Annotated in this window: 11 protein-coding genes; 7 read left to right on the top strand and 4 right to left on the bottom strand. The window is 64.6% G+C overall.

All coding sequences use genetic code 11. The features are described 5' to 3' along the window. Positions 1–102: 102 nt before the first annotated feature. A complete protein-coding gene (locus tag BLR13_RS30855; protein ID WP_074815885.1) occupies positions 103–2,055 on the top strand; it encodes a hypothetical protein in 1,953 nt (650 codons plus the stop codon). Between the two features lie 122 nt (positions 2,056–2,177). Here the strand turns inward: BLR13_RS30855 and BLR13_RS30850 are convergent, their stop codons facing one another. Together BLR13_RS30850 and BLR13_RS30845 are read right to left on the bottom strand one after the other, a co-directional pair. Further along, positions 2,178–2,780, bottom strand: coding sequence for a DUF2147 domain-containing protein (locus BLR13_RS30850; protein ID WP_074815888.1), 603 nt, complete (start codon positions 2,778–2,780; stop codon positions 2,178–2,180). A gap of 198 nt (positions 2,781–2,978) precedes the next feature. After that, a complete protein-coding gene (locus tag BLR13_RS30845) occupies positions 2,979–4,007 on the bottom strand; it encodes an NAD(P)/FAD-dependent oxidoreductase (RefSeq protein ID WP_074815891.1) in 1,029 nt (342 codons plus the stop codon). Positions 4,008–4,166: 159 nt separating this feature from the next. On the opposite strand from BLR13_RS30845, the gene BLR13_RS30840 reads away from it, so the two are divergent. Beyond that, the gene (locus tag BLR13_RS30840) at positions 4,167–4,622 is read left to right on the top strand and encodes an acyl-CoA thioesterase (protein WP_074815894.1); all 456 of its coding nucleotides are present in this window, start codon (positions 4,167–4,169) and stop codon (positions 4,620–4,622) included. A 61-nt stretch (positions 4,623–4,683) separates the two neighbouring features. On the opposite strand, the gene BLR13_RS30835 is transcribed toward BLR13_RS30840, so the two are convergent. Both BLR13_RS30835 and BLR13_RS30830 read right to left on the bottom strand, forming a co-directional pair. Further along, positions 4,684–5,004, bottom strand: a complete 321-nt coding sequence (locus tag BLR13_RS30835) for a 2Fe-2S iron-sulfur cluster-binding protein (protein WP_074815896.1) — start codon at positions 5,002–5,004, stop codon at positions 4,684–4,686. Positions 5,005–5,142: 138 nt separating this feature from the next. Continuing rightward, positions 5,143–5,520, bottom strand: a complete 378-nt coding sequence (locus BLR13_RS30830; protein WP_074815898.1) for an Hpt domain-containing protein — start codon at positions 5,518–5,520, stop codon at positions 5,143–5,145. A gap of 400 nt (positions 5,521–5,920) precedes the next feature. Here BLR13_RS30830 and BLR13_RS30825 point away from each other — a divergent pair, with 400 nt between their 5' ends. The 5 genes from BLR13_RS30825 to BLR13_RS30805 all read left to right on the top strand — a co-directional run bounded on the left by BLR13_RS30825 (position 5,921) and on the right by BLR13_RS30805 (position 15,681). Next, the gene (locus BLR13_RS30825; RefSeq protein ID WP_074815901.1) at positions 5,921–11,500 is read left to right on the top strand and encodes a hypothetical protein; all 5,580 of its coding nucleotides are present in this window, start codon (positions 5,921–5,923) and stop codon (positions 11,498–11,500) included. A 178-nt stretch (positions 11,501–11,678) separates the two neighbouring features. Then, positions 11,679–13,277 (top strand): flavin monoamine oxidase family protein, encoded by a 1,599-nt coding sequence (locus BLR13_RS30820; RefSeq protein WP_074830916.1) that lies wholly within the window; start codon positions 11,679–11,681, stop codon positions 13,275–13,277. Between the two features lie 43 nt (positions 13,278–13,320). After that, positions 13,321–13,725, top strand: a complete 405-nt coding sequence (locus BLR13_RS30815) for a c-type cytochrome (protein WP_244524972.1) — start codon at positions 13,321–13,323, stop codon at positions 13,723–13,725. Between the two features lie 21 nt (positions 13,726–13,746). After that, positions 13,747–14,232 carry a RidA family protein gene (locus BLR13_RS30810; protein WP_074815906.1) on the top strand — a complete coding sequence of 162 codons (486 nt, stop codon included), beginning with the start codon at positions 13,747–13,749 and terminating at the stop codon, positions 14,230–14,232. Positions 14,233–14,235: 3 nt separating this feature from the next. Beyond that, positions 14,236–15,681 (top strand): M20/M25/M40 family metallo-hydrolase, encoded by a 1,446-nt coding sequence (locus BLR13_RS30805; protein ID WP_349532601.1) that lies wholly within the window; start codon positions 14,236–14,238, stop codon positions 15,679–15,681. Positions 15,682–15,685: the final 4 nt, after the last annotated feature.

The raw sequence follows: 15,685 nt of genomic DNA, 5'->3' as shown, positions 1-15,685 counted from the left end.
GCCCCAAGCCGGTAACAGCGTCGTTATCCCCGCGATCGGGACTTTTTGGTTAGCTCTCGCCAGTTCTCTTATTTCTGCCTTACCGCTAACGTCAAAGGCGCCATGGCCGGAATTCTCTCACGCTCGATCCTGTCCATCGCGCTGCTCGCCGGCGCGCTGGTCGGAATATCCACGTCGTTAGCCGAAGCCCAGACCGCTGATGGCAGCGGCGCCTTGCAGATCTCCTGGGAGGTCCGCAACCGCTTCCGCCTGTTCCGGGAAGAACGGGATTTCCTGCTGCACACCGACGCCGGACGCGGACGCAGTGTACTGGCCGCCGAACAGGCGCTGGAGCTGCAGAGCGACGGCCGCGGCTGGGCGCGCAACACCGTGAACCGGCTTTGCATCGATCTTGCCGGGCACGTCAGCGAGCCCTGCAGCCGCGAAAACGTCAAGGAGAGCTACCTGACGCCGATCGATCACCCTGTCGTGGTGCGGCTGGCCGGGCCGGTCCCGGTCGGCGCCACCTGCGCCTGGTCGTTCGACGATGGCGACGGCCCGCTGGTTTCCACCTTCGACTGCGCCGAGCCGGTCAATCTCAGGGTCCGCTATGGCCGCACCACGGCGGCCACCGTTGACGTCTCCTCCGGCTCGGACGGCAGCCAGCGCGTTTCCACCGAGATCGCGGTGCGCGATATCCTCGTCGCCGGTCTTGGCGACAGCGTCGCCTCGGGTGAGGGAAACCCGGACCGCCCGGTCGCGCTCGCCGATGAGGGCTTCTGCTTCCGCTCCTATCTCGGCACGGCGGCGGCGCAATACTACCGGCCGAGCCGCGCCGGCTACAAAGGCGGGCGGGCCTGCGAAGCGCCGGACCTGCTGCCGGTATGGCAGCGGCAGAGCGCGCTCTGGTTCAATCCTGCCTGTCACCGCTCGCTCTACAGCTATCAGACCCGGACCGCGCTGGCGCTCGCGGTACAGTATCCGCATATCGCGGTGACCTATCTGCCGCTCGCCTGTACCGGCGCCACCATCGCCGAAGGACTGTTCGGCTCGCAGCGCGCCCGCGATTGCCCACCATCGAAGGCGGCGACGTGCGGTGGTACCGTCAACGGACAACTGGCCGAACTGCGCGACGCCCTCACCGCCGCGAAACGCCGGCAGCCCGACCGCAAGCTCGATCTGGTGCTGCTGTCGGTCGGCGCCAACGACATCTATTTTTCCGGGCTGGTTGCCGACGTGATCGTCGACACCCCGACCGAACGCGCGCTGTTCCGGCGCAGCGGCCTGATGGCCTCGGTGGACGACGCCCGCGGCGCGTTGACCCGCGACCTGCCGCAAGGGTTCGCCAAGCTGCGCGAGGCGCTGAAACCGCTGGTCGGCGACATGTCGCGGGTGATCTACACCTCCTATGCCAACCCGACGCTGGCGCAAGGCGGCACGCCCTGCCCGGGCGGACGCGCGGGCTTCGATATTCACCCCTCCTTCAACGCCCAGCCGCAGCGGCTGGCCGCGGTGTCGAACTTCGTCGAAAGCGAATTCCTGCCGCAGCTGAAGGCGCTGGCGCTGTGCCAGTCCGGCATCCTGTGCCGCAATCCGCGCGCCGATCGCATGACCTTCGTCGACAGCCACCAGGCCGCGTTCGCCAGCCACGGTTTCTGCGCCCGCGCCGAGAGCGATCCGGAGTTCGACCGGCAATGCTTCTCGGCCACCGGCGACAGCTTCGATCCCGACATCGTCACGTCAGCCAGCCAGCCGATGCTGTGCGGCCGCAGCGCCGGCGAATTCCGCGCCTATCTGCCGCGTGCGCGCTGGATCCGCGATGCCAACGACAGCTACTTCGCCGCGATGACCTATCCGCAGGGCCTGCCGTCCTCGATGCAGCCCAACGACATTCACGATGCGACCTGGGGCGTGTTGTCGGCAGTGTATGGCGGCGCCGTCCATCCCAGTGCCGAAGGTCACGCCGCGATGGCGGACGCCGCGTTGCCGGCCGCAGCCGCCGTGCTGCAACTTGATGCAGCCGTGCCCGATGTCACGTCCGGGCCGATATCCCCGGTCCCGGCCGACTCACGCTAAGCCCAAGATCGAAGTCGCGATCGAACTTGCAGTCGGCCTGCGGCAGGCGTCGACATCGACGACAGGATTCAGCCGCAGCCGAAGCGTTTTTCTTCAGCGATGACGCCGACTACGCCGGTTTCCTAGTGCGCCGGTGCGGGCGCGCCCTTCTTCGGCGCCGGAGCTGCCGCTTTTGGCGCCGGACCAGGCTTGATGGCGGCCGCCTGCGCCGGCAGATACTTGGCGATGATCGCGGGATCGAGCTGCGCCACGGCCGTATCCGGCAGACGCTCCCAGATCTCGTCCTTGCCGAACAGCGATATCCCGAGAAAGCCGCGCATGGTCAATTGCTGGCCGTCGGCGCTGACGGACATCTTGGCCTTGTAGATCTTGCCGTCGCGCGGATCGAGCACGTTGCCGTTTTCGTATTTCAACCCGTCGCGCTTCATGTCGCGGATCAGGGAAATGCCGAGCACCGGCGCGTTCTTGCGATCGTCAGTGCATTTCGAACAGATATCGACCTTGTTGGGATCTTCGCCCGGAAGCGGAAACGTCTTGGCGATGACGCCCTCGAAGATTCCGCTGTGATCGATCACGAGAAACCAGGCCACCGGCTTGTTGTTCTCGACCTTCTGCCACAGCCCCGCGGCCGACGGCTCGACCGGCTGTGCTGCAAGTTCGGAAGCACAGGCGAGCGCCATCACGATCGGCAGTATCAGTGGAATTCCGGATAGTGCATTTCGCATGATGGCACCTGATCAATTCACCAAATGAATGGCTGCAGACTAAGGCCATTTCGCGGACGGTTCCAGTGCCGGGGAGCGGAACGCAGAGCCACGGCACGCATGCCGGGGCCTGTATCTTTTGCCGTTAACGCGTTTTCCTGACGTGAACCGGTATCCACTTCACTTGAAAACGCTCTATCGGTCATATTTTGGTTGGAATCAGTTGACCCCGAGCTTCTTCTGCAGGCTCGACGACGAGGTCGTGTACTGGAACACCAGCCGCTTGTCCGGATAGACGTAGCGGTGCGCCTTCTGCGCCATCAGGGCGCCCTCGTGGAATCCGGAGAGGATCAGCTTCAGCTTGCCCGGATAGGTGTTGATGTCGCCGATCGCGAAGATGCCGGGCACGTTGGTCTCGAACGCCGCGGTCTCGACCGGCACCAGATTGTTTTCCAGCGCGACGCCCCAGTTGGCGACCGGGCCGAGCTTCATGGTCAGACCGAAGAACGGCAGCATGGTATCGCACTCGACCTTCGAGACCGCGTTGTCGTTGCCCTTCATCACGGCGCCCGAAAGCTTGCCGCTCTCGCCTTCGAGCGAGGTCACCTGACCGATCCGCAGATCCATTTTTTCGGAAGCTACCAGCGCACGCATCTGCTCGACGCTGTGGGGAGCGGCGCGGAAGTCGTCGCGCCGGTGCAGCAACGTCACGCGCTTGGCGATCGGGTGCAGGTTGAGCGTCCAGTCCAGCGCGGAATCGCCGCCGCCAACGATCAGGATACTCTTGTCGCGGAACTGCTCCATCTTGCGCACGGCGTAGAACACCGAAGTGCCCTCATAGGCCTCAATGCCCGGTACCGGCGGCCGCTTCGGCTGGAACGAGCCGCCGCCCGCGGAAATCACCACCACCTTGCACTCGAACACCTGGCCCGCATCGGTCGTGACGCGGAAGCCGGGATCGCCGATCTTCTCGATCGTCTCCACCATCTCGTTGAGATGGAAGGTCGCGTTGAACGGCTTGATCTGTTCCATCAGCGCTTCCGTCAGGCCCTGGCCGGTGACGAAAGGAATGCCGGGAATGTCGTAGATCGGCTTTTCCGGATAGAGCTCGGCGCACTGGCCGCCGATCTTGTCGAGGATGTCGACCAGATGCACCTTCATGTCGAGGAGACCCAGTTCGAAAACGGCGAACAGTCCGCACGGACCTGCGCCAATAATCAGCACATCGGTTTTGATCGCTTCGCTCATGTCAGCTTCTTTTCGGTTGAACTGGGCGGAAAGGCTGCGTCTGTCTAGCTAACGCTGCGGAAACAGGAAAGCCATAATATGGCGTGCGTGGCTGCCGCAACCCCTTGCCGTCATTCGACAACTGGGCTGTAACGGCGTGAAACATTCGGAGATGCTCCCGTGAACGCCCCCCTGCGCCCCGACGCGACCCCGCGTCTGGAGGATTTTCCCTATCGCCTGTCGGACAATGTGCGCTTTGCCGACCTCGACCCCAACCAGCACGTCAACAATGCGGTCTATGCGACCTATTTCGAGACCGGCCGCGTCACGCTGATGAAGGACCGCAGCTACGGGCTGATGCCGGAAGGCGTCACCTGGATCATGGTCCGGCTCGACATCCACTTTCGCGCCGAACTGCGCTGGCCGGGCACCATCGAATTGGGGCTCGGCGTGGTCAAGTTCGGCCGCACATCCGTGACTTTCGATCAGGTGGTGTTTTCCGGCGGCGTCTGCGTCGCATCGGCGCGGTCGGTGTCGGTGCTGCTTGACGAGGCGACACGCAAGCCGACGGCGCTGACATCAGACATCCTCGAGAGTTTCCAGCCCTGGATTCGCCGCGGGATCGACCCGGCATGATGCGCGCGGCGCGGCTGACGATCCTGATCGTCTGCGCCGCGCTGACGAACCGATAAGGCCCTCAGGCCTGCCGTTCCGGCGTCGTCACCACGAGGCCGTCAAGCTCGTCGCTGACCTTGATCTGGCACGACAGGCGCGAATTCGGCCGCACGTCGAAGCCGAAATCCAGCATGTCTTCTTCCATCGGCGTCGGGGCGCCGACTTTTTCGCGCCAGGTTTCGTCGACATAGACATGGCAGGTCGCGCACGCACAGGCGCCGCCGCATTCGGCTTCGATGCCTGGAACGGCGTTGCGAATCGCGGCTTCCATCACGGTCGCGCCGTTTTCGACTTCAATGGTTCGTTTTTCGCCCGAATGGTCGACAAAGTGAATTTTGGCCATGATCGCTCGTGCTGCCGGAATACGAAAAGGAGGGTCCCGGCAGTCCTATAACGGGTCGATCCGCACAGCGCCAGCGCTCGGGGGGAAAACCTGACAGGGCATTTTTCGGGGCTTTGGCCTGATGGAGCCGGGTCTTGCTCAGGAACGACGCAGGACCGCCTCGATCGCGGTCCGGGCGAGTGCGACCGCATCGGCCAGCTCGGTGAGTTGGTCGGCCGGGTCGGCTCCGCCTGATATCACCGCCTCCAGACGGGCGGCGGCATCGGCGACGGCAAACGCGCCGATGGCGCGGGCCGAGCCTTTAAGGGTGTGCGCCAGCGCCGGCGCATCCGCAGGCATGGTGGCGAGGGTGCCGACGAGGCTGGCCGACTGGGCCGCGAACATCGCCAGCACTTCCTGCTCGAGGCCCGCGTCGCCAAGCGTCATGCGTTTGAGATGTTCGAAATCGATCGGACCGTCATCGGGTGCGAGCGGCGGCGATGGCATCCATTGTATCCGTTCGAAATGAAGTGACATGGCACAGGTCCGGATCGCCCTGCCGTCGGTTGCCGGAAGGGTCGTTTCGGCCAGCCAATCACGGAACTGGTTAACGGAACGTTGCAGGAATTTGCCGCAACTTCGCCTTGTTTTTGACGGGGAGTCGCCCCAATCGATCCACCGCCGCAAGAAATTTGTGTATCCGTAAGGCCTTAACGAACAAAGCTGTTAACGATGATTAAGAATGTCTTAATCGCGGCCATTTCATTCGTATCGCTCTCCCAATAGGATGTTTGCGGATGTAGCGGACAAGCGGGCCCTGGTTTCTGCACGGGCGCGCTTGCGCTGCGCGGCGGGGCAAAGACGTCGGCATCGGGCTTGCGGGGACGTTAGCAAGAACGGCTGGATGCGCAAAAAAGTAAGAGGGCTCGGACTGAACATGGCGAACACTCCCAAGAAGGTCAAAGATCCCACTGAAGTCGCGCTTTCCGCCATTCAGGAAGCGTTGAACATCAGCGATACGACCGTCGACACCAGCCGAAATTCGATCGGCAACGACATGGCGCCGCCGACCATTTCCTCCGCTGAACCGTCTTATTCCGAAACACCATACGACACGCGCGATATGCGCCAGAGCGCGGATCGTCCCGTGTTCGATCCGATCGACGAGCCGCGCAGTCCCCGTCGCGCCGCCAACGACGATCGCGAAACCATCGGACAGATCCTGCAAGCGATCCAGAAGGGCCGCCCTGCCCGCAGCGTCTATACGCTTGCAACCATCTTCGGCGCCGTCTGGCTGGTCGGCTCCGCGCTTCTGACCGTCAGCTTCCTGCCCTCGCTGCAGGCCGCGATCGGACAGAGCGGCGGCGTGCTGGTCCTCGGCGGCCTTGCCGCGCTGTTCTTTGCGCCGGTACTGTTGTTCTACTTCCTCGCCAGCCTTGCTTGGCGCGGCCAGGAAATGCGCATGATCGCGCAGTCGATGGCGCAGGTCGCGATCCGCTTCTCCGAGCCGGAAAATGCGGCCGCCGATTCCATGGTGACCGTCGGTCAGGCGATCCGCCGCGAGGTCGCTGCGATGGGCGACGGCGTCGAACGCGCGATCGCGCGCGCCGGCGAACTCGAAACGCTGGTCGCCAACGAGGTCTCGGCGCTCGAGCGTGCCTACACCGATAACGAAGTGCGCATCCGCGCGCTGCTGCAGGACATCGCCCATCAGCGCGACAATCTGGTCGGCCAGGCCGAGCAGGTTCGCAGCGCCATTTCCGGCGTGCAGATCGACCTGCGCCACGATATCGCGCTGATCTCGGACGCGATCGCTTCCCGCGTCGACGAAGTCGCGAAAAGCATCACTGGCGCGCTTGAAGAGCGCGGCCAGCACATCACCGGCGCCTTGAGCCATGCCGGCGACAACATGATCCTGGCGCTTGGCGAACGCGGCGGCGACCTGCTCGACCGCCTCGAGGAAGCCAGCGCCGAGACCACGCGCGCCGTGCTCGACGCCTCGGAGCGCCTGACCACCAGCCTCAACTTCAAGACCGGGCACGTCCACGACGAGTTCGTCGATCTGGCCGACCGCGTCCACGAGATGCTGAACGAGCGCATCGACCGCATCACCGGCGAATTCGAACAGCGCTCCTCGACCATCGTCGACGGCATTTCGGATCGCACCGAACAGGTCCACGACAGCCTGAAGAATTCCTCCGACTCCCTGCTGCTCGAGCTCGAGCTGCGCTCGGGCGACCTCGTCAGCAAGATCGACGACGCCGGCAATCGCCTCGCGACCCAGATCATGTCTTCGGGCGACAAGGCCAGCGACGCGCTGGATGTCACGGTCAACACGCTGGTCGCCAAGGTGATCAGCCAGACCGAAACCGCGCACGACAGCCTCTCGCTGCAGATGAGCGCCTTCGACGAACTGGTGAAGAACCAGGGCGGCGAGCTGGCGGAAAAATTCGCCCGCGACAGCGGCACGCTCGGCGCGCTGATCACCCGCCACATCTCGGAATTCGATCGCACCGTCAAAACCTTCGGCGGCGAGATCGTCGAGCGCATGGGCCAGCGCACGCAGGAGATCGGCGACAGCCTGAAGAACTACGTCGACACCTTCGACACCCGCCTGTCCTCGAACGGCGGCGAGATCACCGCGTCGCTGGATCAGCGCCTGCTGCAGTTCGAAACCACGCTCGGCAGCCGCGTCACCAGCCTCGACAGCTCGCTGGATGGCAAGATCAGCCATCTCAACAGCTCGCTGGACAGCAAGATCAACCATCTCGATGGCTCGCTTGAGACCCGGATCAAGTCATTCGACGAGACCATCGATGGCCGCCTGAAATCGCTCGAACAGACCTTCGATACCCGCGCGAAGTCCGTCACCGAAACCATCGACGGCCGCCTCGGCACGCTGTCGACGTCGCTGACCGAAGGCGCGGCGCAGGCGATCCAGTCGATCGACTCGCGGCTTGGCCTCCTCACCTCCACGCTGACCGACGGCACGGCGCAGGCGCTTGCGGCGGTCGATCATCGCATCACCAACGTCATCGAAACCGTCGATGGCCGCAGCACCCACCTGACCGACACCATCTCCGCCCGTTTCCAGGAAATCCACCAGGGCATCGAGACCCGAGTCGGCGCGATCGCGACCGACATCGACACCCGCGTTGCGCAGTTCGAAGACCTGCTGGGCTCGCGCGTCGAGGCTGTCGCAGGCCGTATCGAGAGCAGTGGCCGTCAGGCCAGCGACGACCTCATGGCGCGCGCGGAATTGCTGTCCTCGGGCATCAAGTCCCATGTCGAGGACGCCGAACGCTCGCTCACCAACCTCGTGGTCAACACCTCGGAGACCATCCAGACCGGCGCACGCGCCGCACAGCAGGCGCTGCTGACCGTTTCCTCCGATGTCGGCGCCCAGCTCAAGCTGACGTCGGCTGAAGTCGAAGCCTCCCTCACCGCTGTCGGCACCGGGGCTGCGAACTCGATCCTGACCAGCTCCCGCGACGCCCAGAACACGCTGGTGTCGGCCTCCTCCGAAGCCGCCTCGCAGATCAAGTCGCTGGCCGCCGACGTCGAGCGTACGCTCTCGGCCGCAGGCAGCGCCACGGCTGCGTCGGTTCTCTCCGGCGCCCGCGAGGCCCAGACCACGCTGGTCACGGCGTCCTCCGACGCGGCAAGCCAGGTCAAGTCGCTCGCCGCTGACGTCGAACGCTCGCTGTCGATCGCGGGCACCTCGACCGCCGAGGCAGTCACCGCCGGCGCACGCCAGGCGCAGTCCACGCTGGTCGCCGCCTCCACCGACGCGGCCAATCAGGTCAAGTCGCTCGCCGCAGACGTCGAGCGGTCGCTCTCGATCGCCGGTACCGCCACGGCGGAAGCCATCACCGCCGGCGCGCGCGACGCCCAGAACACCCTGATGGACGCCTCGTCGCTGGCCGCCGATCAGGTCAAGTCGCTCTCCGCCGACGTCCAGCGTTCGCTGTCGATGGCCGGAACGGCTACCGCGGAGTCGATCACCTCGGGTGCGCGCGAAGCCCAGAACACCCTCGTCACCGCTTCCGCCGACGCCGCAAGCCAGGTCAAGTCGCTGGCCGCCGACGTCCAGCGTTCGCTGTCGCTCGCCGGAACCGCTACCGCGGAAGCGATCACGACGGGTGCGCGGGAGGCCCAGAACACCCTCGTCACTGCGTCCGCGGATGCGACCAACCAGGTCCAGTCCCTGGCAGCCGAGGTTCAACGCTCGCTGTGGATGGCCGGCAACGGTACCGCCGAAGCGATCACGACAGGCGCCCGCGAAGCCCAGAACACTCTGGTCACCGCATCTTCGGAAGCCGCCAACCACGTCAAGTCGCTGGCGATCGACGTCGAACGCACCCTGAGTGCGGTAGGCGCCGCCACCGCGGCCTCCATCCTCGGCAGCGCACGCGAAGCGCAGACATCGTTCGCCGCGACTTCGTCCGAAGCCGCGAACACGATCAAGGCAATCTCCACCGATATCGAGCGTTCGCTCGGCAACGTCACGGCTGCTACCACCGACAATATCCAGACCACCGCGCAGACCGCGCAGAGCGCGCTGATTGCCGCTTCGAACGAGGTCAGTTCCAAGGTCAAGTCGACCTCGGCCGATCTCGAGCGTTCGGTTCTCGCCGCCAGCAGCAATTTCGGCTCGACGATGACCGGCAAGACCGACGAAATCGTCACCTACGTTCAGCAGCAGACCGATCGTCTGGCGCAGATCGTCGACAGCCGCCGCGGTTCGCTGGTCGAGGCGCTCGCCGCCAAGACCACGCAGCTCACGACCGACATCGACCGCGTCACCGCGGACGCCCTGAAGTCGATCGAGACCCGCGGCAACGCGTTCTCGCAGTCGATAGCGACCAACGGCTCGGAAGTCGCGCGCACGATCACGTCGGCCGGCGACCTCGCCACCGGCGCGGTAGCCAAGTCGCTCAAGGACCTCGAGCAGTCGTCGCGTTCGGCGATCGACCAGTCGCGCCAGGTTTCGATCGCGGCCGTGACCGAAATGCAGGAGACCAGCAAGATCCTGCGCACCGACACCGTGGCGCTGTTCGAGCGGCTGCGTGAAGGCAACATCCTGCTGCAGGAAGTGCTGACCGGCGCCCACGACAACCTCAACTCGCTGGAGCGCGCGCTGGTGACCCGCGTGGCCGACTTCGTGTCCGCCATGAACGACGTCACTTCGCGCAACGGCGTCGCCACCCAGACGCTGGAAGACCAGTTGACCGTCTTCAACACCAAGACGTCCAAGGCGCTGGAAAACCTCGGCGCGCTGTCGAGCGAGTTCGACCAGCACGGCAAGGCGCTGGTCGATGCCGCGGCTGTGGTCGAACAGGCCAACCGCTCGACCACCGCCTCCGTCGCCGATCGCAAGTCGCAGCTCGAGTCGCTGGTGACCACCATTGACCTGCGCACCACCGACCTCGATCAGCGGCTGTCGCGCTTCACCGGCCTGCTCGACGAATCGCTGGCCGCCGCCGAAGAGCGCGCCCGCGACATCGCGCGTGTCGTCGCCGAGACCGCAGGTGCGGGATCGGCTGCGATCAGCCGGCAGTTCGAAGCGGTGCGGGCTGCTGCCGAAAACGAACGGCATCAGACCCTCGACGCCATGGGTGAGCTGTATCAGCAGAGCGCTGCGGAAACCGACGCGATGTTCAAGCAGTCGACCGAGAAGTTCGGCACGATGGTGCAGGCCATGAAGCAGATGGCCGCCGAGATGCACAACGAGCTCGAAGCCACGCGCAAAGAACTGCGTCGCGGCGTGCTCGAAATGCCGCAGGAGGCCGCCGACAACACCGCGCAGATGCGCAAGGTGATCGTCGACCAGATCGAGGCGCTGGCCGAACTGAACCGGATCGTCGCCCATCATGGCCGCGGCCTCGACGTCGTGACCCAGGGCCGCGCCACCGTGCAGCGTCAGGAAGAGCCCCTGATGGCCGTCGCCGGCGGCCGCAACGACGCCCGCATGCGCGATACCGGCAGTGCATCGACCTTGCCGCCGCCGGATCTCGGCATGCCGTCGCGCCGTACCGAAGCGCCGCCGGTCTCGCCGGCGAGCCAGGAAGGCGGACGCGACGGATGGCTGTCCGATCTCCTCAACCGCACCGACGCGGGCGCCGCCGGCGGCCAGGCTCCGCGCCCGCGCGCGCAAGGCGGCCAAAGTCAAGGAACTGCCAATCCGCTGGAATCGCTGTCACTCGACATCGGCCGGCTGATGGATCGCAACCTCGCCGCCGAGATGTGGGATCGCTATCAGCGCGGCGAGAGCAAGGCGTTCTCCAAGCGGCTCTACACGCCGGCCGGCCAGAAGGCGTTCGATGAAGTCGCCCGCAAGTACCGCGCCGACCGCGGCTTCAAGCAGACGGTCGACCGCTACATCGCCGAGTTCGAGCGCTTGCTCGACGAGGTCGCGCGCGAAGATCGAGCCCCGCAGGCGCTGCGCGGTCACCTCACCTCGGAGACCGGCCTGGTCTACACCCTGCTCGCGCATGCGGCGGGACGGCTGGGATAAGGCTCCAGGCTGATGACAGAATAAGAAACGGAGGCCTCACGGCCTCCGTTTTGATTTCTGGCAACCCCATCGTTCACCGAAAACGTCGCCAGGCGGTTTGCACGGGCGCAAGCCAGTTCCTATCTGTTCAATCCGGAGAGCGCCGGCAGGGAGCGCTTTGCACGAGACCAGGCTGGCCATGCCGAACGAGAGCGAGACGACAGTAAGCCGGCGCGATCTGCTGTCGCTTGTGGGGTCGGTCGCCGGCAGTGCGGCGATGTACCAGGCGATGACCAGCCTCGGCTTCGCATCAGAAACCAACTACAAAGGGCCGATCAAGCTCGCGGGCGACACCAAAGGCGCGTCCGTGCTGGTGCTCGGCGCGGGTCTGGCGGGCATGACGGCCGCGCTCGAGTTGCGCGCCGCCGGCTACAAGGTCCAGGTGCTGGAGTTCAACACCCGCCCGGGTGGTCGCAACTGGAGCTTGCGCGGTGGCGACAGCTTCACCGAACTCGGCGGCGCAACGCAGGCCTGCGGCTTCGAAGACGGGCTCTATCTCAATCCGGGGCCATGGCGGATTCCGTATCATCACCGCGCTCTGCTGGATTACTGCAAACGGCTCGGCGTCGCGCTCGAACCCTTCATCCAGCTCAATCACAACGCCCTGCTCCACGCCTCGACGGCGTTCGCGGGCAAGCCGCAGCGCATTCGCGACATCAAGACCGATTTTCAGGGCCATGTGTCGGAACTGCTCGCCAAGACGACGCAGCAAGGCAAGCTCGACGAAGCGGTGACGGTTGAAGACAAGGAGATCTTGCTGCAGGCGCTGCGGTCCTGGGGCGCGCTGGACAAGAACTATGCCTACCAGGCCAATCTGATTTCAGCGGCTTATCGCGGCTATGCCAAGGATCCCGGCGGCGGGCTCGGTGCGGCGCCGGTCGCCGGCGAGGTCATCAAGCTCCAGGATATCCTGAAATCCAGGCTTTGGGGTTACTTGCGAAATTTCTCTCTGCATGAATTTCAGACCACCATGTTTCAGCCGGTCGGCGGCATGGACATGATCGGCAAGGCGTTCGCGCGAGAGGTCGGGGATCTCATTCAGTTCGATGCAAAGGTTACCCGGATTCAACAAAGCGACGGCGGCGTCACCGTCAATTTTGTGAATTCAAAAGCGCCGTCAGCGCAGCAGACCGCGACGGCGGATTGGTGCGTGTGCACGATTCCGTTGTCGATCCTGAGCCAGATCAATATCCAGGTCGGTCCGCGCATGAAGGCAGCGATCGATGCGGTCCCCTACTCCTCGTCCGTCAAGATCGGTCTGCAATTCAAGCGCAGGTTCTGGGAAGAGGATGAGTCGATCTACGGCGGCATCAGCTACACGGATTTGCCGATCCGGCAGATCTCCTATCCGAGCAGCGGATTCAATCGCAGCGGCCGCGGCGTGCTGCTCGGCGCCTATGTCTATGAGGGCGCCAATTCCTATGAATTCACCTCGATGGCGCCGGCAGACCGGATCGCGCGCGCCGTCGAATTCGGCTCCCGCATTCACCCGCAATACCGCGCCGAATTCGAAAACGGAATCGCCGTGGCCTGGCACCGGGTTCCCTTCACGTTGGGGTGCGCGGGAAGCTGGACCGAGAAAGCGCGGGCCGAACACTACGACAACCTCTGCCAGATCGACGGCAGGATCGTGCTGGCCGGCGAGCACGCTTCCTACATTCCGGCATGGCAGGAAGGCGCGATCTTGTCGTCGCTCGACGCCATCACGCGGCTGCACGAACGCGTCGTCCGGAGGTGAAGCGATGCCCTCCCGCCTGATCCAGCCAACGAGATTGAAGCGCTTGCTAGCAGCCACAGGCCTGATGGTGACGTCGCTGGCGTCATCAGCGGCGCATGCGGATGAAGAAGCGCGTTCGCGGCCGCTGGCGTCGCTGAGCACCGGCTTCCGGTTTACCGAGCAGACCGGAGAGGATCTGTTCGCCAGCGCCTGTCAGGGTTGCCACATGCCGGACGGTCACGGCGCCGCCGGCGCGGGCACCTATCCCTCGCTGTCGAAAGACAGCAATCTCGAGGCGGGCGGTTATCCGGTCTACGTCGTCGTCCGGGGCCAGAAGGCGATGCCGCCGGTCGGCGCGATGATGAGCGACGACCAGGTCGCCGCCGTCGTCAACTATCTGCGCACGCATTTCGGCAATCAGTATAACGACGCCGTCACCGCCGACGACGTCAAACGTATCAGGCCTTGATCGGCCACATGGGAGACGAAGATGAAAAAGGGAATGCTGGCGCTGACCGCGTTGCTGCTCGGCTCGAACGTCGTCCACGCCGAAGTCGTGCGGTACCCGATTCCGAATTCGACGTTCCCGATCGCCCAGGCGGTGAAGGTCTCCGGTGACGCCGTCACTTTGTATGTGAGCGGCCAGGTGCCGCCCGTCATCAACAAGGATGTCGAAGCCACCAGTCCGCAGGCTTATGGCGACACCAAAACGCAGACCGTCGGCGTGCTCAACCGGATCAAGCAGATCCTTGAGGGCCAGGGGTTCGGCATGGCCGATGTCGTCAAGATGCAGGTGTTCCTGGTGCACGACGCCCGGGCGCCGATGGACTTCAAGGCCTTCATGGAGGGTTACACGCAGTTTTTCGGCGGCGCTCAGCCCAACCTTCCCGTCCGCTCCGTCGTCGGCGTCGCAGCGCTGGCCAATCCCGGATTTCTGGTCGAGATTGAAGTCACGGCTGCCAAGGACTCGAAATAGAGGATGAAACCGATGCGCCTGTTGACGAGTTCGAATTTCAAATCCCCTCACCTGGCAGCAGCGATGCTGATGTCAGCAGCCCTGGCGATATCAAGCCCGGCCGCCGCCGAGAGCCTGAACCCCAACCAGCAGCGGGCGCTCGACATCTACAAGGAGCTGATCGAGATCAACACCGTGACGGCGACCGGCGACACCGCAAAGGCCGCCGAAGCCATGGCCGCACGGCTGCGCGCCGGCGGCTTTCCGGACGCCGACGTTCAGGTGTTCTCGCCGGCGCCGCGCAAGGGCAATCTGGTCGCGCGTCTGAAAGGATCCGGCGCGCGCAAGCCGATCCTGCTGGTGGCCCATATCGACGTCGTGCCGGCCCCCCGCGAGGACTGGGCGACCGATCCGTTCAAGCTGGTCGAGCAGGACGGCTATTTCTACGCGCGCGGCAGCGGCGACGACAAATACATGGCGGCGTCCTTTGTCGCCAATCTCATCCGCTACAAGCAGGAAGGCTACAAGCCGGACCGCGACATCATCCTGGCGCTGGAGACCGACGAAGAGATTCTCGACAAGGATGCGCTCGGCATCCAGTGGCTGCTGAAAAACCACCGCGACCTGATCGACGCCGAATTTGCCCTCAACGAGGGCGGCGCGGTCGGGCTGAAGGACGGCAAGCCGCTGCGGGTTTCCGTGCAAACCAGCGAAAAGGTCTCGGTGACTTACGCGCTGAGCGTCAAGGACAAGGGCGGCCACAGCGCCGCTCCGGTCAAGGACAATGCGATCTACCGACTGGCGGCGGGCCTGACCCGGCTTTCGGCGTTCAGCTTCCCGATCGCTCTCAATGAAACGACGCGCGCCTATTTCGAACGTACCGCGCAGATGGAAGGCGGACAGTTGGCGGAGGATTTGCGCGCCGTGCTGTCGGGCCAGACCGATCCTGCTTCGCCGCCGGTGATGCGCCTGTCCGACAATACCGGCTACAATGCGCAACTGCGCACCACCTGCATCACGACGATGTTGCAGGCGGGCACCGCCTTCAACGCGCTGCCGCAACTCGCGACCGCCACGGTCAACTGCCGGGTGATGCCCGGCGAACCCATCGACGGCGTCAAGGCAACGCTGGAGAAGGTAATCGGCGACGACCAGATCGCGGTCACGCAGATCGATACCGCGACCACGAGCGAACCTTCCGCACTCAGCGAACAAGTCATCGGACCGATCACAAAACTGTCGGCCGAGTTCTTTCCGGGCGCAGTGGTATTGCCGATCATGAGCGCCGGCGCCACCGACGGCAGTTACCTGCGCAACGCCGGCATTCCGACCTACGGTCATTCCGGAATGGCCGGCGACATCCATGAATCGCGCATCCACGGGCGCGACGAGCGGGTGCCCGTCAAATCGTTCTTCAACGGCAATGAGTATCTGTACCGGCTGGTGAAGGCGTTCGCGGGCGGACAATGAATCC

The organism is Bradyrhizobium ottawaense, from assembly GCF_900099825.1.
GTDB classification, from domain to species: Bacteria; Pseudomonadota; Alphaproteobacteria; order Rhizobiales; family Xanthobacteraceae; genus Bradyrhizobium; species Bradyrhizobium ottawaense_A.
The sequence above is the reverse complement of the archived record's forward strand: the minus strand, read 5'-3'. Positions and strand labels throughout refer to the sequence as shown.